The organism is Streptomyces sp. NPDC048211 (assembly GCF_043202315.1).
Classification (GTDB): Bacteria; Actinomycetota; Actinomycetes; order Streptomycetales; family Streptomycetaceae; genus Streptomyces.
The window spans coordinates 32100-58418 of the sequence record NZ_JBIDAD010000025.1; the positions used below are offsets into that span (position 1 = coordinate 32100).

Genomic DNA, 26319 nt, shown 5'->3' on the forward strand with positions numbered 1-26319 from the left:
ACCGTGCCACTGTTCACCCGCACCGCCCCCGCTCCCGAGACCTGGACGCCGGAGGGCACGGTCGTCTCCCAGCGCTACCGGGCGCTGGAGGGCGCGACCGTCCTCGTCTACACCGCCGTCACCGACCGGGGCACCCCGCGCTTCGTCGCCGCGTGCCTGGGCTGCACCCACCGCGCGGACCGCAACAGCGCGGGCAACGTGATGACGGAGGCGGAGGCCGCCAGCGACGCCAACGCGCACGCCGCCGCCTGCCGAGCGGTGCCGCGCGGGGTGCCCGCCCGGCCCGACGACACCGAGGCCGCGAAGCTGATCCGCACCCGGCTGTGGGCCCGCCGCTACGGCAACACGCCGCACCAGGTGCGCCTGTCGGACTTCAACGGGCTCCGCGTCGACCTCCAGCGCCCCACCGACTGGATCAAAGACGTGTTGAGCGACATGGCGCAGGCCGACCCGGGCTTCCTCGTTGCGACGCCCACCGACTCCGGGCAGGGCTTCCGCTTCACCGTCCAGCCCTTCGCCCGGCCGTGACGGTGCGCGCCCGGACCGCCGTCCTGGTCGCGGCCGCCGTGCCCGTCACGGTCGCCGCAGCCGCCGCCGTCCTCGAGGCCGGCCACTGGCGGCTGTACGCCGACCGGCACCGCATCGAGCTGAGGCCCCAGCCCCGCCGCTCCTGCCCCGACTGCCGGAGCGCGGGCGGCTGGTGGGTCGGCGGCGCGAACCCGGAGATGGAGGCATGCGACTGCTGGGCAACCCGGCGCGAGCTGCGCATCCGGCTCCTGCCCGTCCCGGCCTGGCCGGACGAACCGCCGTTCTGAACGACCTCCGCCCCGGCCACGCAGGCCGGGGCGGAGCCCGCTCACAGGGTCGGCCGCAGCATCGGCAAGAGGCCGGCCGCCCCGCTCCCCTTTCACCCGAAACCGAGATCAGGAGAGCCCCAGCATGCACCGTCTGCCCCTCACCACCGAGCGCCTGGCCCTCTTCGGCACCCTGCTGGCGACCTTCGGCGAACTGCACCCTGCCTGTGACCACTGGATCCAGGGCAGCAAGACCGCATCGAGGAAGCGGCTGTACGGCAAGGACCTGGTCCACGCCGACGGCTCCCCCGCCGCACCGGACTCCAGCCGCCCGACCATGACCACCAGCACGCTCGGCAGGCGTGCCGTGGCCTGCCACGTCGCCTCGTACACCGCCGTGCAGCTCGGGGCAACCGTCGCGATCACCCGCGCGTTCGGCTACCGCGTCACGCCGACCGCTCTGCTCGCCGGCGCGGCCATCAACGCCTCGACGCATGCCGCGATCGACCGCGGGGCCTTACTGCTGTGGCTGGCGAAGAAGACCAAGAAGACCGGCTACATCGAGCACTGCCAGGCGGTCCGCCTCGACGACGACGGCGCGGTCACCAAGGAGATCAACGGGCCGGGCAGTGCGTGGATGGAGCTGGACGCGGCACTCCACCGCGCGATCGGGATCGGCGCTGCCGCCGTCACCACCTGGCTCACCACCCGCCCCGGCGCCCGCCGGTGAGCCGCACCCGCATCGAACGCGTCCGCGCCGCCGTCGGCATCGCCTCCCTGGCTCTCCAGCAGATCGAGGACGACCTCAGCGCCGACGACGTCGACCAGGAGGAGCTCGCCGCGATCCTGCGCGAGCTCATCGAGGACACCGACCCGCCCGGCGGCTTCATCCCGGCCCTGGCGCAGATGGTCACCGTCGCCGCGCGCCGTGCCGAGCAGATCGAGCCCGACCGCGACGGCGACGCCTCCTGCCCGCTGCACGAAGCCGCCGCCCTGATCACAGACAACGCCGGGCAGCGCCTCATCTGGGCAGCCCGCGCCCTCCACCCGCAGGGAGGCAGCTGAGATGGCGAACACGAAGGCGGAGAACCCGCCCCGGGGGCAGTGCACGCAGTGCTGGTACCACGCGTACGCCAGCCGTCAGGCACACGCAGGGCTCGGCCCGCGCCAGGACTGCCCGCAGTGCGTGGACCACATGAACAACGGCCACCCCGACCACATGATCGTTCGCTGACGGCGCTGCGCGACGCCGCCGTCCTGCTCACAGACAACGCCGGGCAGCGCCTCATCCGGGCTGCCCGGCACCCCTCATCCGCAAGGAGATCCGTATGACCGCGCCGTACTACCCGCAGATGCCCAAGAACAGCCTGGTCGTCCTCATCGGCCCCTCCGGAGCCGGAAAGACCACCATCGCGAACACCTGGCCCGCCTCGCAGGTCCTGTCCCTGGACGCGCTGCGCGAGACGGTCAGCGACGACGCGGGCGACCAGGACGCGACCGGCGACGCCGTCGCCGCCCTGCACCTGCTCCTGGAGGCGAGGATGCGCCGGCACCTGTTCACGGTCATCGACGCAACCAACGTCACCCGCGCTTCCAGGGAGCCGCTGGTCGCCGCCGCCAAGCGGCACGGCATGCTCCCCATCGCGCTCATGGTCGCCACGCCCGGCATGGTGTGCGTGGACCGGCAGGGCGCGCGGCCGGTCAACCGCCGCGTGCCGGAGGAGGTCGTCATCCGGCAGCGCAAGGACATGGTCGACTCGCACCACCGCGGCCTCAAGTCGGAGGGCTTCATCGAGGTCGCCTACTCCGAGAGCCTCTACCAGCTGCTGCCGTTCCTGGAGCGGCTCAGCGAGAGGCGGCAGGCCGACCTCGGGCTGGACGATGGCGACGGCCTCGGTGATCTGCTGCTCCCCCGCCGGGTGTTCGGCCCGGAGATCCTGCCGCTGTGGCGGTGGAAGGACGGCTCGAACATCGCCGGCGGCGACCGCGTCGCGGAGATCCGCCTCGGTCAGATGTACCTCACCCTCGCGTTCCGTCCGAACGTCGACGGCGAGGGCGACTACGGGTTCGACGTCGCCGTGCCCTGCCCGCATGACGACGAATGCACCGGCCGCGCCTGGGTGCCCGCGTACAGCGTTACCTGCCTGTTCCGCGCGCTGAACGGCGACCTGGACGACGACGAGGACATCGTCTGCACCGTCCACGGCCCGAACACCGGCGACGACGACCAGGACGACGATCCCGACGGCCGCGCCGACCTCGAAGAGCAGGCCCTGGAGGCGATCAGCGGATGACGACCAAGGCTCCCGCGTGCGGCTGGGACCAGGCCGTCTTCCGGTGCGGCCGGTGCGGTGTCGAGCACACCGCCACCACCGAGGACGACTACCTCAAGGCCGTCGGCGCTCACGGTGACGCCCACGCCGTGTGGGACCGGCTCAACCCCATCGAGCGGTCCGGCTTCGCTTCGATCCTGCGCACCATCCTGTCCGCGCCGGAGCTCGCCGCGGAGCTCCTGGCCCTCGCCGACCGGCAGGCGGCGGGAGGCGGGGACCGGTGAGCCGCGCCGCCGACGGGCCGCACCCGCACCCGCTCACCCCGGCCGACCTCCCGGCCGGTGACGACTGGGTCCGCGGCTGCCCGGACTGCCACCTCCCGATCCAGGGCGGCGGCGCCGGACTCACCGCGCACCGCCGCACGGTCCACACCAACGCCGGTGACTCCCGGCGGCCCATCACGATCCATCTGGAGTTCTGACCCGCCCCGCCCTCACCGGCGTGACGGACGTTCCGTGCTGCCCCGACACCGGCCACCGCGCCGGGGCCGGGGCGGTCGCGGTGGTCCCTCACCACGATCACGAGAGGAGATGGACGTCATGGACCTGCCCTACTTCGAGGTCGACGTCCCCGCACACAGCAGCCAGAGGCCCGGCCTGGAAGGCGTACACGTCTTCACCGGCCGGGCCGACAGCCGCAGCGCCGCCGTGCAGGCCGCGCACGAGGTCTATGACGCGGCACGCGCCGCGTCGGAGGCCGGACTCGAGATTCCCCACGGGCGCCCGGACGGCTGGTGCGCCTGCGGATACCGGTCCGGCTGGGAGCTCGACTGGACGGCCGCGAAGGCCGGCCGCTGGAGGAGCCCGTACAGCTGGCTCAACTCCAGGCCCATCGACCTGTAGCTCTGCCCCGGGACAGCCGCTCTGCTTGACCGGCTTCGACGACTGTCCCGGGCCCATCCATCCCGTACGAGACGAGACGGAGAACCCAAGTATGTCCTCGCTCCTGCGCGTTCAGGGCCAGATCGGCCAGCGCACCCTCTTACTGACCACCGCCGCGCTGCCGTTGACCGGCTGGGCGGTGCACGCGGTCGCGCTGCACAAGCAGCTCGCGAAGACCCGGCGTGACCCGCTGACCGGTCTCCTGCGCCGTGACGCGTACACCGCCCGCGCCCGCCGGCTCCTGGCCCGCCACGGCGACGACACGGCCGTGGTCATGATCGACGCCGACCATTTCAAGGCCGTCAACGACACGATGGGCCACCTGGCGGGCGACGCGGTCCTCGCGTCGATCGCGGCCCGGCTCACCGCATGGGCGGGCCCGCGCGCCGCGATCGGCCGCCTCGGAGGCGATGAGTTCGCCGTGGTCGTTCAGCTGACCGCCGCAACCCGCGAGCAGCGCCTGGAGCAGCTGGTGCGGATGCTGCACACGCCGGTCGTCCTGGACGACGGCCGCACTGTCGACGTCGCCGCGTCGGTCGGCGCCGCGACACCGGACGTGATCGGCGTACGCGATCTGGCGCAGCTCCAGAGGGCGGCCGACGCAGCTCTGTACGACGGCAAGCACTCCGGTCACGCGGTCCTCGCGGCGGCGCAGCACGCCACGGTGCCGTCGATCAACGGCCGCCGTTCCGGGCGCCCGGGTACAGCGGTGTGGGGGCGAGCCGCATGAGCGTCGCGACCCTGCCCGAGGGCGACTGGATCCGCGGCATCAGCATCAAACAGCCGTGGACCACCGCGATCCTGACCGGCGCGAAGACCATTGAGAACCGGCCCCGGGCATGGCGGACCGGCTGGGTGCTCCTGCACGCGGGCCTGGAGATCGACCGGCCCGCCCTGCGCCTGCCGCTGGTCGCCCGCACGATCCGGGGCCGCGAGCTGGTGACCGGCGCCGTGATCGGCGTCGCCCGGATCACCGACTGCCACCAGGACCCCGACGGCTCCCCGCCCTGCACCGAGTGGGCGCAGCCCGGTAAGTGGCACCTGGTGCTCGCCGACGTCCAGGAGCTCGCCCTGCCCGTTCCCGTCGGCGGGCAGCTCGGTCCCTGGAAGCCGACGCCGGATCTGCTGGCGCAGGTGTTCCAGCAGTTGCCCGACTTCCGGCCGTGACCCGCAAGCGAGACAAGAAGCCGCCGTTCGAGCCGGGCTGTGTCCCGGCTCCCGGCGGCCTTCTCGACTGGCGCGACAGCCAGCACTACGACCACTGGCAGATGCGCCCCTGCGCGCTGTGCGAGCAGCCCACACCGCTGCGCTCCCACTCCGGGGAGCCCGCTCACAAGGTGTGCGCTGAGTCCTGGATCTCCGAGCACCCCACCGAGGCACGCCTCGGGAGGTTCGCCTCCGACGTCCAGCCCAAGCGCCGGCGCGACGACAACCACGCCTGACTTCTACCTCCAGCTGGAGGCACCCCATGAGCAGCACCGACCGCGACGTCGACCACGCCCTCGCCTATCCCGAGCCGCCCGCGTCCCCGCTCTGGCACCGCCACCGCCCGGCGGACCGGCCGCTCACCGACGCCCAGAAGCGACGCAACCGCGAGCTCCTGGACATCGCTCAGCGCACCACCCGACCCCGCTCCCCTCGCCCCACCCAGACCCTGGCGGAGGCCAGCTGATGGACACCAAGCACTGCACCGTTGACGGCTGGGTCGACGCGATACCCGCCCCCGGCCCGCGCGGCAACGCCACCTTCGACCTGATCGTCCGGCCCGCTGCCGTCAGTGCCGTCGATGCGGACCTCACCGACGCGGAGATCACCGCGCAGGACACCCCCGACACGATCGTGTCCTGCACCAGCGGAGATTCCCGCGTCACCCACGAACTGCTGAACGGCGTGCAGCCCGGCGACCTGCTGCGCGTCACCGGCACCCTTGACCAGCCGCAGACGCCCGGCGAGCCCGCCCGGCTCACCATCGGCGCACTGGAGGTCCTGGACACCGGGCTCATCCCGGTCCTGCGCGACACGGTGATGGACCGGTACGGCGACTACTGCGTCATCTTCGAGGCCGACCGCGACCAGGTCCCCGTCTTCACCGCGAGCGGGCAGTGGGTCGGCCTCGCGGACAACCCCGACGCCATCGCCACCCTGATCGACATCCACGAGCGCGTGAACGGCGGTGACGCGTGATGCCCGCGACCACCGCGCAGACCCGCACCGTCCTGGAGCGGTTCCCCGCCGGCCACCCCCGCGGCTCGTGGCCCGCCGACGAATACGCCGCCGCCCAGCGCGCCCAGGGCCGCGACGCGCACGTCGTGATGGACCTCGGCAGCGACCAGTTCCTCGTAGTCACCGACACCACCCACTGACCCGTCCCACCGAGAGGCGCACATGACCGAGACCGAGACGTTCGAAACGATCCGCTACACCGCCGACGTGGTGGCCCTGACTCCCGACGGCAACGTCCTGCTGATCGAGCGCGACTGGCCGCCGTACGAAGGCCACTGGGCTTTTCCGGGTGGTCACGTCGACCCCGGTGAGACGAGCCGCGCGGCGGCTGCCCGCGAGCTGTCGGAGGAGACCGGCGTCCAGGTGGCCGCCGACAACCTGCGCCCGATCGGCGTCTGGGACGCCCCCGAGCGCGACCCGCGCGGCCGGTACGTCACCGTCGCGTACATGGCCCTCGTTCCCGCCGACACCGCGATCGTCGCCGGGGACGACGCCCGCACCACCCGTTGGTGGCCCCTGGACGACCTGCCGGAGCGGCTGGCGTTCGACCACACCGACATCCTCAGCGCGGCCGTGGCCCTCGCCCCCTGAGACATCGGAGCGCCGCGCCCGACCTTCCCGGCCGGGCGCGGCGCTCCGCCATTCCTGCCCCTCACCCAGCGACCCCGGAGGCACCTTCGTGGAACCCATCCGCCTGATCTCGTTCGGCTACCTGCACCTGCCCACCGGCCCGGACGGCCAGCCCGTCCCGCCCGCCGCCGACCGGATCGAAGACGTCCGCGACCGACTCCGCGACCCGGCCGCCGCCCGCGACATCCTCGACCTCGACGGCTTCCACCCCCGCGTCCAAGACGTCGTCCTGAATACCCCCGGCGCCCGCGAGCTCCTCGCCAACCTCGCCGACTACGCAGACCTGCCCGCCGGCCCCCGCCGCATCGGCATCGGATGTGCGGGAGGCCGGCACCGTGCATGCGGCCTCACGGAAATCCTTGCCCGCGAACTCCGGGCACGGGGCCGTGAGGTCGAAGTCGAGCACCTTCACGCCCATCTGCCGCGCGTGCTCAAGACACCCCCCGCCGCCCCTGCCACCGTCTCTGAGGAGGAGATCGCCCGATGATCCGTCACCTGTTCCGCCGTTGTGGCAACGCGCCCGGCGACGTCACGCCCGAGGACCAGGCCGTCGTCGACCAGTTCCGCGCGATGCTCACCGCCGTACGCAACCCGCAGCCCTGGGCGCCCGGCCACCCGCAGGACATCGCCGTGCGGGTCGGGCCGTTCGTGGAACGCGCGCACACCCGGCCCGGCGACGACCACGGCCCCGACGTGATCGCCGTGGCCCTGGTCCACCCCGACACCCCGCACGCCGCGGCCTACCTCCACGGCCGCCAGCTCGGCTACACCGAACGCGGCTGGCTCCGCTGCGAGACCAGCGCGATCCTCGGCTTCTGGCAGCCCGGATACGCGATGCTCACCCACGCCGCCGCGAACCTCCCCCTGCCCGACGACGTCGGCATGGAGCTCGCGCACTACGCCCTCTACATCGAGGCCCGCCGACGCGACGACAGCCTCGACGGCTTCACCCTGCTGCGCGTCGGCCCGTACACCCAGACCCGGCACGCCCAGCAGGACTACGACCGGCTCACCGCCGCCCTGGAAGGCCGGGAGACCACTGCGGTGCCCGGGTTCCGCGTCTCCGCGCGGAACGCGCCGTTCGACGTCAGCGACCACCAGCTGTTCGTTGACCCGTACGAGGCCGACGCCGTGGCGCTCCTGGACGCCGCCGTCGCGGGGGTGAGCGCATGACCGCCCCGGCCCTGTACGAGATCGAGACCAGCGAGGGCGACGACGGCACCACGCACCCCGTCGAACAGCTCTGGACGCCCTGCGCCGACGACGCAGCCGACAGCGGCTTCGTCGCCCATCGCGGCCTGTACGTCACCGGGATCGACGACCCGACCGAGGATCACCTCTACCCGATCGCGTTCATCGTCCTCGGGCACCAGCGGTGGGCCGACGCCATCGAGGCCGCCGCCGCGTACATGTCCCGGATCCACGGGTGGAGGAACCTGCACCTGTACCCCGGCGACGACCCCTCGGAGCTCATCCCCCGCATCCCGCGCGCCGTCCAGACCTGGGGCGTGTTCTTACGGCACCCGCACCCTGATCACGGCGGTTGCGGATGCGAGTGGGACGACACCTGGCGCATGGTGTGGGCGCCGGCCACCGAACCCGGGGCCGTTCCGATCACCGCCATGCGACACCCTGCCGCCCCGGCAACCGCCGCCAGCCTCCCCAACCCCGATGAAGGCGCGCCCGCGACCTTGGCGGCGTGACGCTCAGCACCTCGAAGCCCTGCACTCCGTCAACACGGGGTGCAGGGCTTTTTTCGTTTCAGGGCCGATGTGGTCGCGACTTGTGATGTGGCGCCTGTCCTCGGGGAGCGGGAGACGTGGCAGCATCATGCGGAAGGTAGCCACCGCATGAGGAGAGACCCCGCCGTGCTCATCGCCAACATCAGCCCACGAAGTATGGGCAAGACGACCGACACCGGCATGATGGGACACGCATTCCACGAAGCCGGATACCGCGTGCAGCTGTGGGACGCGGACGAATCCGAGCACCTCACGCAGTGGTCCGAACTCGCTGGCTTCCCCTTCCCTGTCGAGAGCAACGCCTCCGCCAAGTTTGCTGAGGAGTACACGCCGCTCGGAGAAGACGGGATCGACATCGTCGATGTCGGTCACACCGAGAACCACCCGCACATCGCCGACAGCGTGCTCAAGGTGGCCGACCTGGTCATCGTCCACATGGAACCTTCCATGGCCGACTACCAGCGTGTCCACCAGCCGCGCACTTCTACCCCGGTCAAGACCATGGTCGGCCGCTCCGCGTTCGACAGGCCCTCACGCACCGCCCCGCCGATGTGGGTGCTCCTCAACCGAGTACGCCCCAACGTCCGCAGCGAGGGTGAGATCCGGGGCCTGCTCACCGACGCCGAATACAACGTGCTCACGGTGAAGATCCCGGTCCTGGACGACATCAAGCAGGCCACAGGCTTCCCTGTCGAGAACGCGGCCAGGGGACCGTTCGGTGAGCTGGTCACCGAGATGCAGGCACGGGGGCTGGTCAAGAGTGCCTAAGCGTCGCGACTTCCGAGCGGCGGCCGACAAGGGCGCCCAGCAGTCTCCCGCCAGCAGCGCGACCGCCACGTCAGAGAGCGTCGTCGTGCCTGACCGGCCCGCCGATCCTCCGCAGATGCGCGCTCAGCCCTTCACGATGGAGCACTGGGGGCTGTCCCTTCCGGACGTCGACGCCACGCCGGAGACCGCGCACGGACCGCTTGATGAGCAGGAGCAGCGTCTCCTCGCCGAGGCTCACCGGGCAGTCGACAACGCGCGCACGGCCCGTTGGATGCTCGGCTTCTCCCTGGAAGTGGTTCGACGGCGCCGCCTGTACCGCGGCGACGGCACCCGCACCTGGGAGCAGTACCTGAACCTGGAGCACGACGGCCTCTCAACCAGCGAGGCCGACCGCCTCCAGAAAACCTGGCGCCTGGCGCAGACCGTGCAGAAAGAGCTAGGCCGGCCCCTGCCCGACAGCCACCTGCGCAAGCTGCAGCCGTACGCGGAGCGCACCAACGACCAAGAGGCCGCGCGCGCCTACACCGAGCTGTACTGGGCCCACCAGAAGGGCGGGGTCCGGCTCGTAGCCAACCAGGTTCAGCAGCGAGTGAAGAAGGCAGTGGCGGCAGCCAAGGGCGTCTCCGATCCGGCTGAACGCAGCCAGGCCGTCAGCGCCGCCTGGACGGCCGCGCCAGAAGTGGGGATGCCTACCCAAAGGGTCGAAGCGAAGGGCGAGCAGGGCGACACGTCCGGCCGGAGCTCAGACCCGGTAGACGCTGCACTCCAGCTGCTGGACACGGCGCGGCAGGTAGTCGAGAACGCCACGGAGGACAAAGCCGCGCGCCGCGCCCGCAGCAGCGAGGAAGCCCAGCGTCAGCAAGACGCCATCCGTCGCATCGGTCGCATCCTCAGCAAGGTGAAGGTTGAAGCCGACACCGACATCGTCGACGGGGAAGTCGTCGTGGACGCCGAACTCGTTGAGAGCTGATCCCCGTCATTGAGCGGGACTTCCCCAATTGGGGAACTCCCGCGATTTTTGGGGACGTCGGGACTCGGGGCCGGTTTCCCAAGTTTGGGAAACCGGCCCCGTCGCGTGTCGGGGCGCCCATCTCAGGGCCCGGTGAGGATGTCGTGGGTGCCGATGCGGCGCCAGATCACGTGCGGGACGCCAGGGTGCAGCGCGGGACCGTACTCCCACGTGGCGCGTCCTGCGGGGCCGGTGCCCATGGACCAGGTCAGTTCGTAGATCCCGGTCGCCCGTTGGACGCGCTTGACGCGGAGGCCGGCGCGGAAGCGTCCTCCGGTGCGCAGGTCGTGGACGAAGGCGGTCACGGCCTGGCGAAAGCGGCGGCGCTGTTCGGGAGTGAGGCGGTCCAGGTCGGCGGTGAAGCGGGGCAGAGCCTCGTACGTGGGCACGGCGAACTCCTCCGGGAAGCACAAAGCCCCCGGCCGGTGGCCGGGGGCAGTGGTGGCTGTTCGTGTTGAAGGGCGTCGGTGACGTGGCGCGGTCAGGGGTGGTGGGTTGTCGTGCGTTTTCGTGGCTGGTGGTGCTCGTGGGTCGGCGCGCAGCATTCGCACGGCCGGGGTCAGATGCCGTAGCGGGCGTGCATCAGATCCGCCCACTCCTGCGCGCGGGTCATGTCGCCAGCGCAGCCCTCGCAGTGGGGCACCATGTCGGTCCGGCTGGGGTACGGCGTGTTCGAGCGGACTTCGACGACCGTGCGCAGCGTGAGCGGGCGGCGGCACAGCGGGCAGAGGTCTCCGTGGAGCAGTTCCTTGGTCATGCGGCGGACTGTGCACACGTCGGCGGCTTACCGTCTCGGGCTGGTGTGACGGCCCGCCTGGCGGGCGCCACGGTAAAGATCTGGTGATGGCCTCCCGCCCGGCGGGAAGCACCCCGGATCACGCTTTTACGCAGGTCATGGGCGGTGTTCTATGGCCCGATGCTCAGCGCGAAGAAGGTCGGCCCGGGTGGGTGGCGGTACTACTTCCGCAGCGTGATGGTCGGCGACGGCCGCCGCCCTGCGGGCAAGCCGCTGCGCGCCGCCCAGGACGAAGCCGGTGTTCCGCCCGGCGTCTGGACGGGGCGGGGACTTGCCGCGGTCGGCCTTGCGGCCGGGGACGTGGTGACCGAGCGGCAGGCTGAGCTGCTCCTGGGGGAAGGCCGGCACCCGGACGCCGACCGGATCGAGGGCGAGCTCCTGGCGCAGGGGGAGAGCCCGGCCCGCGCCCGGCGGGCGACCGTGCTGGGCAGGCCCATCGAGCACAACCAGTCGCCGGAGACCGAGGACGCCAAGGAGCGCTCGCCGTGGCTGGCCCTGGATTTGGTGTTCCGGGCGCCGTCGACCGCGCAGATCTCGTGGGCGCTCATGGATGACGAGCACCGCCTGGTGCTGGAGCTGTGCCAGGACATCGCCCGGGACAAGGCGCTGGCGTGGCTGGAGGACTCGGTCGCGGAGATCCGCTGGGGGAGCGGCGGCAAGCACCGCAAGCCGATCCGGGACGGGCTGATCGTCGCGGTGTTCCGGCACTACGAGTCGAGAGCCGGACAGCCCCTGCTTCATGACCACGGCCTGGTGTCGATCCGCGCCCGGCGGCCGGACGGGAAGTGGGGCAACTTGTCGGCGGACTCGATGCTGGAGAACATCGTCGCGGCCGGAGCCCTCTACTCCTTGTTCTTCATGGAGGAGGTGTCCGCGCGGCTCGGGTGGGCGTGGGAGCCGCGGGAGGTGACACCCGGCCGCCGTCCCGTCATGGAGGTCGCGGGCATTGATCAGCGGCTCATCGGCTGGCAGTCGACCCGCCGCCAGCAGATCCAGGACGCGCTGTCCGTCTTCACCGCCGACTACGAAGACGAGCACGGGCATGCGCCGGGGGAGCAAGCCGCCTACGCGCTGAGCGGGAAGGCCGCCGACCGGACACGCCCGCCGAAGCCCGAGACGCCGCGGTCGCTGACCGAGCTGCGCAACGACTGGAGGGAGTCAGCGATCCGCAAGTTCGGCGTCGACGTCGTCTCCCGGCTCGCAGTGCGGGCGCGAGCGGCGGCCGCGACGGTGTGGGCCCGGGTGCGGCCGGTGGTCGACGTCGTCCTGGCCGCCGTCAACGTCACGGCCGTGGTGTACGTCATGCGCGGTGCGTTCAAACGACGGCACCTGCTCGCCGAAGCCCGCCGCCACCTCGCCTACGTTCTGCGCGGCCGACCGCACCAGCCCGGCCTGGACGAACGGATCGTGCAGGCGGTCGTCGACGACTACACCCGCCCGGTCGGCCGCCGGATGATGACCGCCGACCTGCGCGCCCTGTACCCGAGCGACACCGAGGACCAGGCCGTGCTTCGCCCGCTGACCCGCAAGCGCACCGCGCCCCCGTACGAGCGGGCCCGCCTCGCCGCCGGCGCCCTGGCCGCCCGGGTCCGCGCCGCGCGGCGTGCGGAACGCCTGGGCTCCCGCCCCCTGCCGTACGCCGTCGCTGTGCCCGGCGCCTCGAGGTCGCACCCGCGGCCGTTCCGCACCGGACGGAAGGACGGCCGCCTCCGGGAGCCGGAGACCGGCGTCGACGCGGTGGAGCAGACCCGCCAGACCATGGAAGCCGCCGCCGCCAAGGTGGCCGCCACGATCCAGGACAGCAAGCGGGCGCGCGCCCTCGCCCACGGACTTCGACCTCAGCCCGCCCCGGCGACGACCCCGCCGCCGCAGCACACCCAGCAGCCCGGCATCCAGCACGCCCCGGGCCGGAATCCAGGAGGAGTCGCATGACCACCCCGGAAGAACTCCCCGACCCCGAGGACGCACTCGCCCGCGCCCGCGCGGCCCGGCCGGAGATGGCCGCCGCGCTCGACGAGGACCAGGAGCCCGAGCTCGACGAGGACCTGGGGTGGCAGCCGGTCTGGAAGCGGCCCCGGAAGTTCAAGTCGAAGGCGGACAAGAAGAAGGAGCTGCGCAAGCAGCGGGAGCGGCTCCGGGACGCCGGGAAGCGCCGTTTCGCCGCCGGGCAGTCGCGCAGGCCCCGCTCCCGGCAGAACCGGATCGGCAACGCGGCCGCGCGCCGCGATGCCCGCGCCCTGTCCCGGGTACGGCACTCCAACGCCTGGCTGTGGTGACGATGCCCGGCATCGTCCACCGAGTGGAGCCGATGGCGATGCACGACATCGAGTGGGCTCCACTCAGTGGGCTCCACCCGATGGGCTCCACCGAGTGGGCTCCACTCGGTGGACTCCACCCGATGGACTCCACCGTGGTGCGCACCGGATGACGATGGACGCCACTCTGATGCGCACCACGATGTCCGCCACCGCACCCGGTGCGCACCATCCGACGATGTCCGGCGCGCACGTGCGCACCCGGTGCACCGCACCCGATGTCCCGCACCGCACCAGTGCGCGCACCGCAGGCCCACCCCTTGTCCAGGTCGCGGCGGGCGCGCATCGCTCCTGGACCAGGTTCGCCACCCAGCACGTTTCCCCTAGTCAGCGCCGGTCTGAGCTGTCGGACAGGTCGCAGTCAAGGGGGTGTGTGATATAGGAGCCCGCCCGGCCGTGGCGCGCGCCCGGTGCGGTGCGGCGCGGCCGGTGACGCGCACCGCGATGGGTGGTGCGGTGCGCCGGTGCGCGCACCACCGACGCCGGCACCGCACCTGGTGCGCACCGGGTGCGCGCGGTGCGGTGCGGGGTGCGCACCACCGGCATCGGGTGGTGCGCACTACACGACGGTGAGGCGCACCGGGTGCGCTTCCATCGCCTGCTTCATCCCTGCGGCCTCCAGCTGGCGCAGGACGTCGGCGACGTCGCCGTGGTCCTCGGCGAGGATGTTCTCGGTGAAGCGGGTGATGGTGTCGGCGATGCCCGGTGCACCGGCCAGGCACACGCTGTGGCAGAGGAGCTCCAGCAGCAGCCGCCCGAGCGCGGCGGCGAGGAAGGAGTGCGCGCACGGCTCCCCGTCGTGGTCGTCCTCGGCGGTGATGGGGATGAAGACGCGCGCGGCGACGTCCAGGAGCAGCCGGTGCAGCTCCGGGCCCGCGTCGTCGGCGACCGCGCAGGCGGTGTCGATGTCGCCGGCCTGCATCGCCCGGATGTAGGCGAAGGCGTCGGCGACGTCGGCCGGCTGCATCGGGGCGAGCGACGCGGCGACAGTGTTCTCGGGCATGGGTGGCTCCTCATCGTCGGGCCGCCCCGCGGATCGCGGCGGCCTCGAAGACACCCTCGAACCGCAGCCCTGTGGACAGAGTCCGAGCACCGACGGTGAGCAGCCGCCGCCCGGCCCCTCACGACGTTTCCCCTTGACCTGGTCCGCTACGTGCGACATACCGACCATTTCAACGGGGGAGAAATCTCCGTCCCGGCACGCTGCGCGACGGCTCCGGGAAAAGACGCTGCCGCCCGGGACGTGCCGCTGGAAGACTGCGGGGATGACCACGCAGCGGCTGCCGTTCCCGGTCCCGGACGACCGGGCCCACTACTTCGTCACCTGCTACGCCGACATGCACGACCTCGTTGAGGACCTGGTCGTGCCCGACGGCGCTCCCGAGGCCGCGGCGACGGTCCTGCGTACGGCGCGCGAGCTGCTGCGCCAGTCGTACTACTGCTACGAGTTCTCCACCGTGGCGGTCATGCACTCCCTGATCGCGGTGGAGATCGTGCTGCGCGACCGGATCCCGGACGCGGGCAAGAAGCCGCTGCACGGGCTCATCAAGCAGGGCGCGGTCGACGGCATCCTGACGGCCCGGCAGGCGGAGTACCTCGACTATGGTCGGCAGATCCGCAACGGGATGGCGCACGGCCAGACCACGCACGCGGTGATGCCGCCGGCCATGGCGGTGCCGATGGTGACGACGTCGTTCGCGATCGTCTCCGAGCTCTGCGCGACGCCTACCGGGTGATCACGGATCGGTAACGGTGAACGGTGGATCGTCACACCGTCGACTTTCGCGACACCTCTAGCAAGTGACGGGGGGATTCCATCCGGCCCCCCGCGCCACCTGCGTGAGGAGCTTCGCCATGACGTACACCAGCAGCGCCCGGCAGCCCGACCCGGAGCCGCGCCCGACCTGGACAAGGGGTGCTGAGCGCCTTCCGGGCGGCCCGGAATCCAGTGCCGTGAACGGTGCCGTGAACGATTCCAACGTCGTGCCCATCACCGCAGCTCACACCGCCCGTCAGGGTGCCTCCCGGCACGCTGACACCTCTCTCCCTTCCCCTGAGACGTCGGCGAAGGGGAAGAGGTCCACTCCCACGGCCGGGAAGGTACGGGCCGATGCGCTGCGGATGCTGGGGTGTGTGCGGATAGCGACGGTTCGGCAGATGGCTTCGGTGATCACGGCGGAGGAGTCGGACGGCCGGTCGTACGTGCGCAGGGCGATGGTGGAACTGGCGGAGCTCGGGCTGGCGGAGACGAACGGCAAGCACGGCAAGGACAAGATCTGGAACCTGACGGTGGCGGGACAGAAGGCTCTGGCTGACGGCAACGAGCTGCCACCGCGCCCGAAGGCCGGCACCGGAGCGAAGGCGGTGAAGGCCGGGTTCGGTCCGCACGGCCTCGCGGTGACCGACACGATCCTGGCCTACGGCGGTCGGCGCTCGCTGACCGACTGGCAGGTGGAGGTGAACCACGCCATCAAGGAGACCGGCCTGAGCTTCAACACCGACGCCGTCCTCGCGTGGCCGACCAAGACCAGCGAGGTCCGCCTCTTCGAGCTCGACAACGGCACCATGTCCCAGGCCCGCCTCGCGAAGGAGGTCTGGGACTACGAGCGCTACGCCGGGCACCGCGTCTGGGAAGGCGCCCGCGGCACGATCGGCGGGACGTTCCCGTTCTGGCAGCGCCACCGCTACACCCGCTCGAAGACCTTCCCGCGGCTGCATGTCGTCTTGGCGGGGAAGGCGGAGCACCTGCTCGACAACCGCCTCCAGGCGCTCACCGCCGACGTGCGGGGCATCGCCATCGCGGTGTGGGCGAACACCCTGCCCCGGCTCCAGCGCGGCGAGCCCTGGTACGAGATCGGCGTCGACGATCCCTACCGGCGCCGCGAGCGCTACCCCGAGCCCGCCGGCCGCTGACGTCCGAGCCGGGCAAGCCCTTCGGCGCGAGGGGCTTGCCCGGGGCGGCGAACCGGCTACGCCATGGCGGCGGCCACGGTCTCCAGGACGGCGCGCTGTTGCGGGGCGAGGGGTACGTCGATCCCGCGCAGTGAGCGGAGCGTGGTGCCTTCGGCGCACAGCCTGCACAGCCCCATCACCGGCATCGGACCGGCGCCGATCAGGGTGTGCGAGGAAGAGCTCTCGTAGACGGGCCGGTAGCAGCCGGGGCACAGGCGGCAGTCCTCGAGGTCGTCCGCCGGCGGCGCGTCCGGACCGAGCACCGGCACGATCCGCAGGAGGTTCTCCCCGGCTTCCGCCCACAGCCCCATCGGTCGCTCCGCGCTCCGCTCGAAGACAACGTCGCCGTCCGGGCCGTCGGAGGTGCGGACCCGGGCCAGCGTGCCGACACCTTCCTCCGGGTGGTCGGGCATGAACGCCAGGACGGTCCTGTAGCCGGGGCCCTCGGTCACGCCGAAGACGTGGCCGCGCCCGGCCGCGAGGGCCGCGCCCACCTCGTTCAGCCCGCCGTCGACGTCGTTGCGCAGGCGCAGCGGCCAGGAGGCCGGAACGCCGTCGATCTCGGCAGGGGAGGACGTGATCAGGATGCCGTTGCCGGACTGGCGAACGTCCAGGTGCTGCATTCCCTCGGTGGAGTGGAACGCGGTGCCGAACCACTCCGTGGTCGGCTGGCCGCTCTCGCCCCGGGGGCGGCGCGGCTTGTGCTGCTTGTGACGTCCCATGCTGTGCCTCGCAGACGTGGCCCCGTGCGCGGGCCGATCGGTCCGCTGAACCCACCAACCGGCAGCACGCCGACCGGGCTACGCCAGGGGCTCGCCGTTCACTCACCCGGCCCACCCGGCTGTCGGATTGAGCACGCTGTTGACCGAACGTGGGACCGAGCGGCCCCCGGTCTTGACCGAGAGTGCCGGTGCGCGAGACGGTCGGCGCAACTAAGCGCAACCGACTCGACACGGGAGAGCGCCATGACGTTACGGTTCGTCGGGATCGACCCGAACACGGGAGGCGGTGGGTCGCCGACGGTGTGGGTGGAGGAAGAGAGCGCCGACCTGGTCCTCCAGGGTGCGGAGGCCGAAGCGTTGTTGAAGGCGATGATCGGCGGGACCGAGTGGGTGCCCGGCCACGCGGTGGGCGTCCCGCCGCACGAGACGGTGATCCGTATCCCGGTCCGGATGGCGTCGATTCTGAGGGAGGCGTGTGATGTCGCAGAGCAGCGTGCCGGACTTCGCTGAACTGCTGAGGGGCGCTCAGCACAGCGCGGTGCATCTGGAGATGCGCGACAGCTACGGCGTCGGTGACGAGGCCGAAGAGATCGCGTTGTTCGCCCGGACCGGTCAGATCGACCTGGACCCCACGGCCCGCTGGTGGCCCGAGTGGCTCGGTCTGGTGAAGGAGACCCTGGCCCGGGGCGTGGTGATGCGCCGCGCGCGGATCGTCTCCGAGCCGGTGACGGACTACATCCGGTGGGAGCACGCGGCCACCGTGCTGAACGTGGGCGCCGGCGAACAGGTCCGCTGGCTGCCCCGCCGCAACGCCTCCGACATTGCCCTGCCCGGAAACGACTTCTGGCTGATCGACGGCCGCCTGGTGATGTTCCATTTCTTCAGCGGCGACGGCGACTGGGTCGACCCGGGCTGCGAACTCACCGAGGACCCGGCCGCGGTGAGCCTGTGCGCGTCGGCGTTCGAGACGGTCTGGGAGCGCGGCATCCCGCACGAGAAGTACACCGTCTAGGCCCCTGAACGACGCCGTGACCGCCTCTCCATCGTCCAGCGCACAGGCAGCCCGTGAGGCCCTCGCCGTGCGGTTGCAGCACCTGCGCAAGGACGCCGGCCTCACCGGGAAGGACATCTCCGCCCGGTGCGGCTGGCATCCGGCGAAGACGACCCGCCTGCAGAAGGGCGCGGCTCCGCCCTCGGACGCGGACATCCGTGCCTGGTGCGCGGCGTGCGGCGCGGACGACCAGGCGGAGGACCTCATCGCCACCGCCCGCGCGGTCGACTCGATGTACCTGGAGTGGCGCCGCCTCCATCGCAACGGGATGCGCACGGTCCAGGAGGGCTGGTACGCCCTGCACGAGCAGACCCGCGTCTGCCGCGTGTACGTCTCCAACGTCCCGCCCGGGTTCTTCCAGACCACCGCCTTCGCCACCGCCCTCATGGGCCAGATCACCGCCTTCCAGGGCACGCCGAACGACGTCTCCGAAGCGGTCGCCGCCCGGGTGGCGCGCTCCCGGTTCCTCTACGAGGGCGGACACCGCTACGTCGTCCTCATGGAGGAGTCGGTCCTGCGCTTCCGCACCGCCGACCCCGACGCGATGCGCGGGCAGCTGCGCCACCTCCTGGCCGTGATGCCGCTCGCCTCCGTCTCGCTGGGCATCATCCCGTTCACCGCGCAGCGCACCGTGTGGCCGCTCGAGGCGTTCTACCTCCACGACGACGACGTGGCCGTGGTGGAGACGCTGACGGCGGAGATCAAGGTGACGCAGCCGCGCGAGCTCGCCGACTACGCGAAGGCGTTCGCCGGCCTCGCGTCGATGGCCGTGTACGGCGACGCGGCCCGCGACCTGATCCGGGCCGCGATCGACGCCCTGGAGTGAAGCTGCCGCAATTACTCGCAATCTCGTTGAGGCCAGTCGCCAACGCTGCGTAGCGTCGAAGTCACCGACGGACCACCAGCCGGAGAGGCGGGGCCGCATGCGCGCACACACCGACACCACCGCCCCGGCCCCGGAGGGCCGCGGCCTCCAGCCGCCCGCCTACGGCGTTCCCTCCCCGGCACTACTGGCCCGCGCGGACCGCGGCTTCGCCCGGTTCCTCGGTCAGCACGGCGAGGACCAGGACGACGGGGACGGCGGCGGCGAGGACACCCAGCGGTGACCGCCGGCCACCCGCGCGAAGACGCCCCAGCAGCGAGGCCCGCCATGCACACCAGCAGCCACACGGTCCTGTACGACCCCCACGGGCTGATCGAGGCGGAGCTCCCGCTGGATCGCGAGCCGTACGAGTGCCTCGTCAAGGCCGTCCTCGCGTGGACCGGCGAGGACACGCTCGCGGAACGCGACTACGAGCAGATCGGCCTCCAGCTGACCGGCCACGCACGCGCGGTCGCCTCCGACGTCCGGCGCCGCGCGAACCAGCTGCCCAAGGACAGCGGGCCCCGGGCGCTCGCCGACGTCGTCCTGCGCGAGGCGGAAGGCCGGCTGTCCGTCCCGCTGGAGGGCACCGTGCGCTGTGTCCAGAACCGCGCCCGCCTGGTCCGCGCCCTCTACGAACGGCTGGACCGGCTCGAGGCCGCGCTCGCCCCGGAGAGAGTTGCGCCGACCGTCGGCTGACCCGTGTCCGCGGCCGACGGCCGCGCGGAAGGGTACAAGTACCGGTATGGCGCGGGAACGGATCCGGTGGCCGGCGGTCGTCGACCGGGCCCGGGAGATCGTGGACAGCTACGAGGGCGGCGTCACGCTGCGCCAGGTCATGTACCGCCTGGTCTCCGAGGGCGCGCTGCCGCACACGGCGCCGATGTACCGGCGGCTGTCCGCGCAGCTGGCCAAGGCCCGCCGGGAGGGCCGCTTCCCCGACCTGATCGACACCGTCCGGGAGATCCACGTCCCACCCGCATGGGAGGGCGCAGACGCGTTCGTCTCGGAGATGCCCGACTGGTTCCGCCTCGACCGCACCGAGGGCCAGGAGCACGCCCTGTACGTTGCGGCGGAGAAGGACACCCTGCGCCAGCAGCTGACCGGCTGGCTCGCTCCTGCGGGCATCCCGGTGCTGGTGGTCCGCGGCTTCGGCTCGCAGTCGTACGCCGACATCGTCCACGACCGGGTCACCGCCGACCCGCGCGACGGGGTCCTTCTCGTGGTCGGTGACTTCGACTGCTCGGGTGAGGACATCGAGCGCGACTGGGTGGTGCGCACCGGCTGCTGGAGCCGGACGGAGCGGGTGCTGCTGACCTACGACCAGGTCCGCGCCTACGAGCTGCCCGCGACCGAGGGCAAGCAGGGTGACCCGAGGTGGCCGGCCTTCGCCGACCGCTACGGCTTCGACCCCCGTCGCCCGGTGCAGTGGGAGGTAGAGGCGCTGGAGCCGGCCGAACTCCAGCGCCTGGTCCTCGCCGCCGTCGACCCGTACATCGACCGCGACGTCCTCGCCCGGCAGCTCGCCCGCGAGGAACAACAGCGCCGCGCCCTTCAGGAGTTCGTCGGCCGGTGGGGCGCGGCGTCCGAGGGGCCGTCCTAGCGCTGTACGGGGGCCTGCGCGGCTTGGGCGAAGTGCAGCACGACTGCCTTGGCCCCGGCGGCGAGTTCGTCCGACAGGTCACTGCTGCGCGGGTCGGTGGGGTGGTTCTTCACCCAGATCATGGAGAACTTGATGATCTGGTCGATGTCGCTGGGACGCAGCAGGATCGCGTCGCCGGTGTGGAGCGGCTCGGGCTGCCGGTGCTGCCACAACCGGTAGAAGCGGCCCTCGACGTCGTTGAAGCCGAGGTGCCGGTCACCATGCGGGTTGATCAGGTGGGTGGTGAAGGGCAGATCGCTCGGGCCCGGCTGCCAGGGCTGCTCCTGCTGGCTCAACATGTCCTCCGTCGATACGCGGTGATCACAACGGTGCCGAGTGTGTCAGCGCCGGGCGGGGGCGGTCCGGGCTTCCGGCCACTTCGCCCACCCCGGGGCCGACGGGTCAACGGCGGCGACCGACCGTGCCGCGGACGAGGACGTAGGGAGTCACGCAGAAGGCAGCGACGTTGCAGGCGACAAGCAGAGCGATGAACAGCCAGTAGGAGAAGCCGTGACCGTCGGAGGCGGCAACGAGCGACCCGGAGGTGAGGCTGATGAAGATGCCGGTGACGGCGAGCCCGGCAGCCCAGCCCAGCGCGCTCATGCCGAAGCCGAGACCGATGAAGGACCAGAACAAGAAGGGACCGACAAGGACCGCGATGGCCAGGAACACCGGCGGGGTGACATCCCGGTCGCCGATGAAATCCGTGAGCTGAGGGACGGAGATGAAGGTCCATAAGCCGGTGAAGGCGAGGCCGATGACGACGGCCACGATCGTGATCACGCGGTTGGCACGGCTGGCGGAGGCGGCGTTCGCGGCGTCAGTCATGAGGCAGTGGACTCCATCTACTACGGCGGGCGAGGTGATCGGATCCATCCCGGTATAGCCGACGCGGACCACAAGGGGGCGCGCTTCCGCGCAAGGCGTCCGGGACCCGACCATGGGGCCGACCGCGCTGGTCCGCACCCGATCTGCCGCGCCAGGGGCGGGCGTGTCCGAAGTGACACGCAATTCGAACAAGCGATCTAATGCGGGGATGGACGCGACCGACTTCCCCGACGACCTGGTGCAGACGCAAGCCGCCTGGAACGCCACCTACGACGCGCTCGCCGCACCCCGCCCCCGCGACACCACCACCCTGCGCCGCCGCCTGCTGCTCCTGTCGGTGCGGCTGTGGTGGCACCCCTACTGGGAGAGCGCGCCCTCGGTGCCGGCGGCGCGATCCGAGCTGCGCCAGCTGGCTCGCGCCCAAGGAGCCGTCCGGGCCGCGTGACCGTGCGCCTCGGACGACCAGGAGCACGAGGTTGCGGCAAGGGTTGCGCCTGGCTGTTGCGCTGGAGGTTGCGACAGGGGTTGCGCCTACTGTTGCGCGACTGGACGGACCGGCTCCGTGTTCGTGCAGGTCACCACGCGGTTTCGTCGTGGTCGGGGTGCTGACATCCCCGTTGCGGCCGCTCTGCCCATGTCCCCTGGCTGGAGTGAAGGAGTAAGGGACGGGCGGGATGGGCGGTACGGCCGCGGCCGGGGACCAGGGCGCGCTCAGCCGGTTGCGCGGCGGCCGGGCCCGCCGCGCCGCACCCGCCGTAGACCCGGCGGCCGGGCCGGGACGGAAGTCGCCAGCACCCTGGTGCTGTCCTCCGGGCGCTGAGCCCCACCAAGGGGTGAGGCGGGAAGCTCCCGCCGGAGGAGGCACTGCTGTGATCGTTCGACTCGTGGGCGGCCCGCTCGCTGGACGCGAGCTGGAGACCACCGACGCCCCGTGGGCCGGGGACTGGCTCACGGCCGGTGACGCCGACTGGGGCCTGTACCTCCCGGTCCACCGCGACGCGGTGACCGGCGTCGTCCTGGCGGAGGTCCGGGTCACCATCCCGCGCCGCCGGTAGCGGCCGCGTCCTGACGTGCGAAACCCCGGGCCCTGACATCGGGCCCGGGGTCCGGTCAGAGCCGGGGCGGTCAGTAATCGTCGCGCTCGGAGTTCGGCCCGTACCGCTCGATGAGGTCACAGGTGCAAGTCCCACCCTCGTAGCGCGCCTTGTCGCACTCCTCGTGGTGGTCCCACGGCTGCCGTTCCGTCGGGGCCGCCGACGGAGCGGGCTGCGCCGGGGCGGCCTCGACCGCCAGGACCGCGCCCGCCCAGTCCATGCCCAGCGCGGCGAGGGCGGCGAGCTGCTCAGCCGTGAGCTTGTCGCGCCTCGACTTGGTGTTCGACAGCCACACCCCCAGCTTCACCGGCACCGGCTCCGCCTCGCCGTCGACCGTGATCTCCACGACCGTGCCGCGCGGGACGGGCCGCTGCCCTTCCTGCTCCACCCACTGCGCCAGGGCGGCCAGCCCCCGCTGGAATGCCGCCTCAGCCTTGCTCCCGGCCTTCCCCGGGCCCTTGGCCGCGTCGGCCGGCGCCGGGGCGATCTCCTTCGGGGCGGCGGCTGTCACGGAGAGGGAGGCGCCCCGTACGCCCAGCGCGGTCAGCCGCTCGCGCTGCTCGGGCAGGAGCTGCGCCCAGGTGCCCGGCTCCTGCTGCCGCCACCTCCAGGTGCCGATGTCGTCGCCGTCGTAGACGACGCCCGGTGCGATGTAGGGCAGGACGCCATCGGCGTCGACCAGGTCGGCTAGCACCCGGTAGTGGCGCTGCCAGCTCAGCGGCCACGGGCAGTCCCAGTCCGGGTCGATCTCCGTCAGCTGCGCCGCGCGCGCGGCGGCCCGCTGCGGGTCCTTGCCCAGGCCGCCCTTCCGGCGCAGATTCGCCATGTGCTGCCCGATGGGCACCATCGCCTCGCCCTCGCCCCACACCGCGTCCTGACGCGGTGCGAGGTGCCCGGTGGCCCGGCGGTAGGACCGCAGGGCGGCGAGCTTGCTCTCCCACGCCTCCTCGCCCGGCTCCCACACCATCCCGGCCTCCGGCGCGTCCAGCAGCGTCTTGCGCCGCTCCTCCAGCTCCCCGGCCCGCAGCGCTTTCCGCTGTTGGTGGACCCAGCGGCCAAGCGGAAAGGACTTCGTGACGCCGACTTCGACCTCGACGTCGTAGGGAACGGCGTGGACGCCGGTGATCTCGTTCTCCTTCCGCCAGCGGATGAGAGCCTGGTATCCCTCCAGCCACACCAGGGACTCCGGCCGGTAGACCCGCGTACGGAGAAACGCGGCGATCGTCGCGGCGTCGCGCGGGCTGGAGAAGTGGAGCAGGGCGGCTTCGGCGGCGGCCTGGGTGTCGTCGTCCTCCTGGTCCTCGCCGTCGCCCGCGCCGCCGGCCCCGACGATCTGCCCGTCTTCGTCACGCTTGACGTGCACCTTGCGCTTGCCGCTCGTGAGCGCCCGGGAAGCGAGCTGCTCAACGAGTCGGTCATCGTGCGAGCGCAGGCCCTGGAGGACGGCTACAAGGGGGCGAAACGAGGCGCTGGCGACCATGTCGGTGGGGTCCTCGTTGGGCTCCAGGAAGACCGGCACGATGATCCTGGCGACCTTCGTGGAGCCGTCGCGGTTCAACCTGAGCGCGCGGCCGATGTTCTGCACGATCTCCACCTGTGAGCCGCGGGTGTCCGCGAAGCAGATCGAGTCGACTCCCCGCTCGCCGGTGATGTCCACGCCCTCACCGAGAACGCGAACGCTGGCGAGGAAGGCGCGGTGCACCCGGCGCCCGGTGGCGTCGATGCCGTTGGCGAACTGGCGCAGCGCTTCCCGACGTTCGGCTACGAGGTGGTCGCCGCACAGCCACGCCGACCAGACGCGGTCCGGGGGTACGTGGCGGCCGGCCTCCAGCTCGTAGAACTCCGCGTCGATGGAGGACTTCGGGAGCTTGTCGGCGGCGGCCAGGTCGGCGTCGGAGGCGTCGTTCAGGTACAGCGCGGCAGCCGTCTCGGGCAGTTTGTCCGCGAACGCGCGGGCCTCTTCGACCTTCTGGTGGAACGTCATGACCGTACGGAGGTTGTACGCGGCGGCGTGCTCCAGGAGCACGGTCTGCAACAGGGCCAGGCGCCGGCCCCGCTGCGCCTCCTCCGACTCCCCGAGGACAGGCGAGGGATCGCGGATCTCCAGGACGTCGATCTCGAATCCGGCAAGGATTTCGCGCTCGATGGCCTCGCTCAGACCGAGCTCTGCGAGCCACGCGCCGTAGGTGCCCTCTGGGTCGTCCGACATGGTCGCGAGCTCCACCTCCTGGCCGTCCGCGCCCTTCTGCGGGCGGGCCGCGGCGAGGATGCGCGGGGTCGCGGTGAGGTAGAGCCGGAAGTCCGCCGGGATCCGCTGGTTGTCGTGGATCGCCGCCCACGGCCGCCCAAGATCACCAGCGGTTCCGTGGGCCTCATCCACGATGGCGAGGTCGAACCGGTCCATGCGCTGTCCGTACAGGCGCTCTCCGCCCGCCAGAGCGGCCTCCAGCGGCCCGCGAACCTTTCGCTGGCCCTCGGGTGCGTCGATGTCCTCGCGGTCCACGAGAGAGGCGTACGTGGCGAACACGATGACCGGCCCGTGCCCGGCCCACAGGGCCAGCTGGATCGGGTTGGTGGTGGTGCGCACCCCGAGCTCGTTCAGGACCGCGTCGTTCTCCAGCGAGCACACCGCGACCATCGGGGCCCGGTGGCCCACCGCCCGCCACGCCTGGGCGGTCTGGGCGAGCAGGTCCAGGGTCGGCACGGTCACGAGGATCCGGCCGTCCGCGAAGCTCTCCAGCGCGCACGCGGCGGCCGTGATCGTCTTGCCCGAGCCGGTCGCTGACACGATCGTTCCCCGGGCACCCTGCGGGGGCACGGATGACCTTGCAGGGAATCCCACCCACTTCCTAAACGCGGACCGCTGGTCTACCTGGTGTTCCTTGAGTCGAATCGCTGACATTCCGTGCCTCCCCTGGAGTTGAATTCCTGCGGTCTTTCAGAGGGCCGCGTGCGGAATGCAGGCCGCGCCCATGTCGTTCCAGATCGACGTATCCGCCTTGTGCCAGCCGCCCGGCTTTCCGTCCTTGAAGGGCGGCTTGTCGTCCGGGTCGTAGTGACCGGCATCGAGCGTGCAGACGACGTAGTCCCCATCGCTGTTGACCGTCCGGGCCGTGCACAGACCGCCGGCCTCGCCCAGCGCCTCCAGGACCTGGCGGCGCCTGGTGGTGTGCGGGTACGTGGCGGGCAGTACGGCTTCCCGGACGTACCGCTCCAGCCGCACCAGGTCGACGCGCTCACGCTGCCTCACGTCCGCGATGTGTACGGCCAGTTCAGCGGCCCCGGCCGACCGACCGCCGCGCCGGGACCACTCCCGGTCCGCGATGCCCACCAGGGCCTCGCTCACGGCCGCCACGCCCTTGTCCCAGCCGTCCTCGAACTCAGCGCCACGAGGGCGCGGCGCCATGCCGTCCAGCTCCACCACCTGGCACTGCGCCCCTGCGACCGCCCCGGCCTCCAGCGCGGCCACCAGGTCGTCCGCCTCGCTCGCGGGCACTCCCTGCGCCTCCAGGAGCGCGAACAGCCTCAACCGGGCGTTCACGCCTGCCGTCTGATACTGGCTCACCCGGCGTACAGAATCGCTGCTCAGAGCGGGATCGAGTCCGGTAGATTCGTGGTGACCGGTCATCTGCGGTCGTTCCTCTCGGAATTCCGGGGAGGTTCCCGGGTGGTTGGGG

General features: G+C 71.7%; 42 protein-coding genes. 34 read left to right on the forward strand and 8 right to left on the reverse strand.

The features are described from left to right. Positions 1-3: 3 nt before the first annotated feature. The 21 genes from ACGFZA_RS40400 (at position 4) to ACGFZA_RS40500 (ending at position 10341) form a co-directional block, all read left to right on the forward strand. On the forward strand, positions 4-528 hold the full coding sequence (locus tag ACGFZA_RS40400) for a hypothetical protein (protein WP_393685894.1): 525 nt from the start codon (positions 4-6) through the stop codon (positions 526-528). Beyond that, complete coding sequence (locus ACGFZA_RS40405; RefSeq protein WP_393685896.1) at positions 525-815, forward strand: hypothetical protein; 291 nt, start codon at positions 525-527, stop codon at positions 813-815. Before ACGFZA_RS40400 ends, ACGFZA_RS40405 begins: the two co-directional genes overlap by 4 nt. 124 nt (positions 816-939) lie before the next feature. Beyond that, complete coding sequence (locus ACGFZA_RS40410; RefSeq protein WP_393685898.1) at positions 940-1524, forward strand: hypothetical protein; 585 nt, start codon at positions 940-942, stop codon at positions 1522-1524. Then, positions 1521-1859: a hypothetical protein gene (locus ACGFZA_RS40415; protein WP_393685900.1), complete on the forward strand. Its 339-nt coding sequence runs from the start codon at positions 1521-1523 to the stop codon at positions 1857-1859. The genes ACGFZA_RS40410 and ACGFZA_RS40415 overlap by 4 nt, the downstream gene beginning before the upstream one ends. A gap of 1 nt (position 1860) precedes the next feature. After that, positions 1861-2028: a pRL2-8 gene (locus ACGFZA_RS40420; RefSeq protein ID WP_393685902.1), complete on the forward strand. Its 168-nt coding sequence runs from the start codon at positions 1861-1863 to the stop codon at positions 2026-2028. Positions 2029-2122: 94 nt separating this feature from the next. Next, the gene (locus tag ACGFZA_RS40425) at positions 2123-3088 is read left to right on the forward strand and encodes an AAA family ATPase (RefSeq protein ID WP_393685904.1); all 966 of its coding nucleotides are present in this window, start codon (positions 2123-2125) and stop codon (positions 3086-3088) included. Beyond that, positions 3085-3351 (forward strand): hypothetical protein, encoded by a 267-nt coding sequence (locus ACGFZA_RS40430; RefSeq protein ID WP_393685906.1) that lies wholly within the window; start codon positions 3085-3087, stop codon positions 3349-3351. Before ACGFZA_RS40425 ends, ACGFZA_RS40430 begins: the two co-directional genes overlap by 4 nt. Then, positions 3348-3548, forward strand: coding sequence for a hypothetical protein (locus ACGFZA_RS40435; protein WP_393685908.1), 201 nt, complete (start codon positions 3348-3350; stop codon positions 3546-3548). Before ACGFZA_RS40430 ends, ACGFZA_RS40435 begins: the two co-directional genes overlap by 4 nt. Positions 3549-3666: 118 nt before the next feature. Continuing rightward, positions 3667-3969 carry a hypothetical protein gene (locus ACGFZA_RS40440; RefSeq protein ID WP_393685910.1) on the forward strand — a complete coding sequence of 101 codons (303 nt, stop codon included), beginning with the start codon at positions 3667-3669 and terminating at the stop codon, positions 3967-3969. A gap of 91 nt (positions 3970-4060) precedes the next feature. After that, positions 4061-4738 (forward strand): GGDEF domain-containing protein, encoded by a 678-nt coding sequence (locus ACGFZA_RS40445; RefSeq protein WP_393685912.1) that lies wholly within the window; start codon positions 4061-4063, stop codon positions 4736-4738. Next, the gene (locus ACGFZA_RS40450; RefSeq protein WP_393685914.1) at positions 4735-5175 is read left to right on the forward strand and encodes a hypothetical protein; all 441 of its coding nucleotides are present in this window, start codon (positions 4735-4737) and stop codon (positions 5173-5175) included. The genes ACGFZA_RS40445 and ACGFZA_RS40450 overlap by 4 nt, the downstream gene beginning before the upstream one ends. After that, positions 5172-5450, forward strand: coding sequence for a hypothetical protein (locus ACGFZA_RS40455; protein WP_393685916.1), 279 nt, complete (start codon positions 5172-5174; stop codon positions 5448-5450). Before ACGFZA_RS40450 ends, ACGFZA_RS40455 begins: the two co-directional genes overlap by 4 nt. A gap of 26 nt (positions 5451-5476) precedes the next feature. Continuing rightward, positions 5477-5680: a hypothetical protein gene (locus tag ACGFZA_RS40460; protein WP_393685918.1), complete on the forward strand. Its 204-nt coding sequence runs from the start codon at positions 5477-5479 to the stop codon at positions 5678-5680. Further along, on the forward strand, positions 5680-6192 hold the full coding sequence (locus ACGFZA_RS40465; protein WP_393685920.1) for a hypothetical protein: 513 nt from the start codon (positions 5680-5682) through the stop codon (positions 6190-6192). The genes ACGFZA_RS40460 and ACGFZA_RS40465 overlap by 1 nt, the downstream gene beginning before the upstream one ends. Then, positions 6192-6371: a hypothetical protein gene (locus ACGFZA_RS40470; protein WP_334647011.1), complete on the forward strand. Its 180-nt coding sequence runs from the start codon at positions 6192-6194 to the stop codon at positions 6369-6371. Before ACGFZA_RS40465 ends, ACGFZA_RS40470 begins: the two co-directional genes overlap by 1 nt. 22 nt (positions 6372-6393) lie before the next feature. Continuing rightward, a complete protein-coding gene (locus ACGFZA_RS40475; RefSeq protein WP_393685922.1) occupies positions 6394-6822 on the forward strand; it encodes an NUDIX domain-containing protein in 429 nt (142 codons plus the stop codon). 88 nt (positions 6823-6910) lie between these two features. Continuing rightward, positions 6911-7348 carry a hypothetical protein gene (locus ACGFZA_RS40480; protein ID WP_376343554.1) on the forward strand — a complete coding sequence of 146 codons (438 nt, stop codon included), beginning with the start codon at positions 6911-6913 and terminating at the stop codon, positions 7346-7348. Beyond that, a complete protein-coding gene (locus ACGFZA_RS40485) occupies positions 7345-8034 on the forward strand; it encodes a hypothetical protein (RefSeq protein WP_393685923.1) in 690 nt (229 codons plus the stop codon). The genes ACGFZA_RS40480 and ACGFZA_RS40485 overlap by 4 nt, the downstream gene beginning before the upstream one ends. Beyond that, positions 8031-8564: a hypothetical protein gene (locus ACGFZA_RS40490; RefSeq protein ID WP_393685925.1), complete on the forward strand. Its 534-nt coding sequence runs from the start codon at positions 8031-8033 to the stop codon at positions 8562-8564. The genes ACGFZA_RS40485 and ACGFZA_RS40490 overlap by 4 nt, the downstream gene beginning before the upstream one ends. Positions 8565-8711: 147 nt before the next feature. Next, positions 8712-9371 (forward strand): plasmid partition protein, encoded by a 660-nt coding sequence (locus ACGFZA_RS40495; RefSeq protein WP_393685927.1) that lies wholly within the window; start codon positions 8712-8714, stop codon positions 9369-9371. A 115-nt stretch (positions 9372-9486) separates the two neighbouring features. Further along, the gene (locus ACGFZA_RS40500; RefSeq protein WP_393685929.1) at positions 9487-10341 is read left to right on the forward strand and encodes a hypothetical protein; all 855 of its coding nucleotides are present in this window, start codon (positions 9487-9489) and stop codon (positions 10339-10341) included. 122 nt (positions 10342-10463) lie between these two features. On the opposite strand, the gene ACGFZA_RS40505 is transcribed toward ACGFZA_RS40500, so the two are convergent. After that, positions 10464-10769 (reverse strand): hypothetical protein, encoded by a 306-nt coding sequence (locus ACGFZA_RS40505; protein ID WP_393685931.1) that lies wholly within the window; start codon positions 10767-10769, stop codon positions 10464-10466. Between the two features lie 170 nt (positions 10770-10939). Further along, on the reverse strand, positions 10940-11137 hold the full coding sequence (locus tag ACGFZA_RS40510) for a hypothetical protein (protein WP_393685933.1): 198 nt from the start codon (positions 11135-11137) through the stop codon (positions 10940-10942). Positions 11138-11296: 159 nt separating this feature from the next. Between ACGFZA_RS40510 and mobF the strand changes: the two genes are divergently transcribed. Genes mobF through ACGFZA_RS40525 form a run of 3 tightly spaced genes read left to right on the forward strand, consistent with a single transcriptional unit; the run spans position 11297 to position 13604 of the window. Beyond that, complete coding sequence (gene mobF / locus ACGFZA_RS40515) at positions 11297-13108, forward strand: MobF family relaxase (RefSeq protein WP_393685935.1); 1812 nt, start codon at positions 11297-11299, stop codon at positions 13106-13108. After that, on the forward strand, positions 13105-13452 hold the full coding sequence (locus tag ACGFZA_RS40520; RefSeq protein WP_393685937.1) for a hypothetical protein: 348 nt from the start codon (positions 13105-13107) through the stop codon (positions 13450-13452). The genes mobF and ACGFZA_RS40520 overlap by 4 nt, the downstream gene beginning before the upstream one ends. A gap of 2 nt (positions 13453-13454) precedes the next feature. Continuing rightward, the gene (locus ACGFZA_RS40525) at positions 13455-13604 is read left to right on the forward strand and encodes a hypothetical protein (protein ID WP_393685939.1); all 150 of its coding nucleotides are present in this window, start codon (positions 13455-13457) and stop codon (positions 13602-13604) included. A gap of 446 nt (positions 13605-14050) precedes the next feature. Here ACGFZA_RS40525 and ACGFZA_RS40530 read toward each other — a convergent pair whose 3' ends face one another. Beyond that, positions 14051-14494 carry a hypothetical protein gene (locus ACGFZA_RS40530; RefSeq protein ID WP_393685941.1) on the reverse strand — a complete coding sequence of 148 codons (444 nt, stop codon included), beginning with the start codon at positions 14492-14494 and terminating at the stop codon, positions 14051-14053. A gap of 262 nt (positions 14495-14756) precedes the next feature. On the opposite strand from ACGFZA_RS40530, the gene ACGFZA_RS40535 reads away from it, so the two are divergent. Together ACGFZA_RS40535 and ACGFZA_RS40540 are read left to right on the forward strand one after the other, a co-directional pair. Then, a complete protein-coding gene (locus ACGFZA_RS40535; protein WP_393685943.1) occupies positions 14757-15227 on the forward strand; it encodes a hypothetical protein in 471 nt (156 codons plus the stop codon). A gap of 385 nt (positions 15228-15612) precedes the next feature. Then, a complete protein-coding gene (locus tag ACGFZA_RS40540; protein ID WP_393685971.1) occupies positions 15613-16404 on the forward strand; it encodes a replication-relaxation family protein in 792 nt (263 codons plus the stop codon). 56 nt (positions 16405-16460) lie between these two features. Here ACGFZA_RS40540 and ACGFZA_RS40545 read toward each other — a convergent pair whose 3' ends face one another. Next, entirely contained in the window at positions 16461-17165 is a 705-nt protein-coding gene (locus tag ACGFZA_RS40545) for a hypothetical protein (protein WP_393685945.1), read from the reverse strand. A 243-nt stretch (positions 17166-17408) separates the two neighbouring features. Here ACGFZA_RS40545 and ACGFZA_RS40550 point away from each other — a divergent pair, with 243 nt between their 5' ends. From ACGFZA_RS40550 to ACGFZA_RS40575, 6 genes are all read left to right on the forward strand, one after another. Next, positions 17409-17675 carry a hypothetical protein gene (locus ACGFZA_RS40550; protein WP_334647023.1) on the forward strand — a complete coding sequence of 89 codons (267 nt, stop codon included), beginning with the start codon at positions 17409-17411 and terminating at the stop codon, positions 17673-17675. Next, on the forward strand, positions 17644-18177 hold the full coding sequence (locus tag ACGFZA_RS40555) for a DUF6879 family protein (RefSeq protein WP_393685948.1): 534 nt from the start codon (positions 17644-17646) through the stop codon (positions 18175-18177). Before ACGFZA_RS40550 ends, ACGFZA_RS40555 begins: the two co-directional genes overlap by 32 nt. Positions 18178-18193: 16 nt before the next feature. After that, entirely contained in the window at positions 18194-19042 is an 849-nt protein-coding gene (locus ACGFZA_RS40560; RefSeq protein ID WP_393685950.1) for a helix-turn-helix domain-containing protein, read from the forward strand. A 97-nt stretch (positions 19043-19139) separates the two neighbouring features. After that, entirely contained in the window at positions 19140-19322 is a 183-nt protein-coding gene (locus tag ACGFZA_RS40565) for a hypothetical protein (protein ID WP_334647025.1), read from the forward strand. Between the two features lie 44 nt (positions 19323-19366). Further along, a complete protein-coding gene (locus ACGFZA_RS40570; protein ID WP_334647026.1) occupies positions 19367-19777 on the forward strand; it encodes a DUF6415 family natural product biosynthesis protein in 411 nt (136 codons plus the stop codon). 46 nt (positions 19778-19823) lie between these two features. Beyond that, on the forward strand, positions 19824-20681 hold the full coding sequence (locus ACGFZA_RS40575) for a hypothetical protein (protein ID WP_393685953.1): 858 nt from the start codon (positions 19824-19826) through the stop codon (positions 20679-20681). On the opposite strand, the gene ACGFZA_RS40580 is transcribed toward ACGFZA_RS40575, so the two are convergent. Together ACGFZA_RS40580 and ACGFZA_RS40585 are read right to left on the reverse strand one after the other, a co-directional pair. After that, complete coding sequence (locus ACGFZA_RS40580) at positions 20678-21019, reverse strand: hypothetical protein (RefSeq protein WP_393685955.1); 342 nt, start codon at positions 21017-21019, stop codon at positions 20678-20680. The genes ACGFZA_RS40575 and ACGFZA_RS40580 overlap by 4 nt on opposite strands. A 103-nt stretch (positions 21020-21122) precedes the next feature. Continuing rightward, positions 21123-21548: a hypothetical protein gene (locus ACGFZA_RS40585; protein WP_393685957.1), complete on the reverse strand. Its 426-nt coding sequence runs from the start codon at positions 21546-21548 to the stop codon at positions 21123-21125. A gap of 208 nt (positions 21549-21756) precedes the next feature. Here ACGFZA_RS40585 and ACGFZA_RS40590 point away from each other — a divergent pair, with 208 nt between their 5' ends. Then, the gene (locus ACGFZA_RS40590; RefSeq protein WP_393685959.1) at positions 21757-21993 is read left to right on the forward strand and encodes a hypothetical protein; all 237 of its coding nucleotides are present in this window, start codon (positions 21757-21759) and stop codon (positions 21991-21993) included. Positions 21994-22417: 424 nt separating this feature from the next. Further along, positions 22418-22603, forward strand: a complete 186-nt coding sequence (locus tag ACGFZA_RS40595; RefSeq protein ID WP_393685961.1) for a hypothetical protein — start codon at positions 22418-22420, stop codon at positions 22601-22603. Between the two features lie 70 nt (positions 22604-22673). Here the strand turns inward: ACGFZA_RS40595 and ACGFZA_RS40600 are convergent, their stop codons facing one another. Both ACGFZA_RS40600 and ACGFZA_RS40605 read right to left on the reverse strand, forming a co-directional pair. Continuing rightward, positions 22674-25544, reverse strand: coding sequence for a Helicase associated domain protein (locus ACGFZA_RS40600; RefSeq protein WP_393685963.1), 2871 nt, complete (start codon positions 25542-25544; stop codon positions 22674-22676). Between the two features lie 36 nt (positions 25545-25580). Continuing rightward, on the reverse strand, positions 25581-26207 hold the full coding sequence (locus tag ACGFZA_RS40605) for a hypothetical protein (protein WP_393685965.1): 627 nt from the start codon (positions 26205-26207) through the stop codon (positions 25581-25583). Positions 26208-26319: the final 112 nt, after the last annotated feature.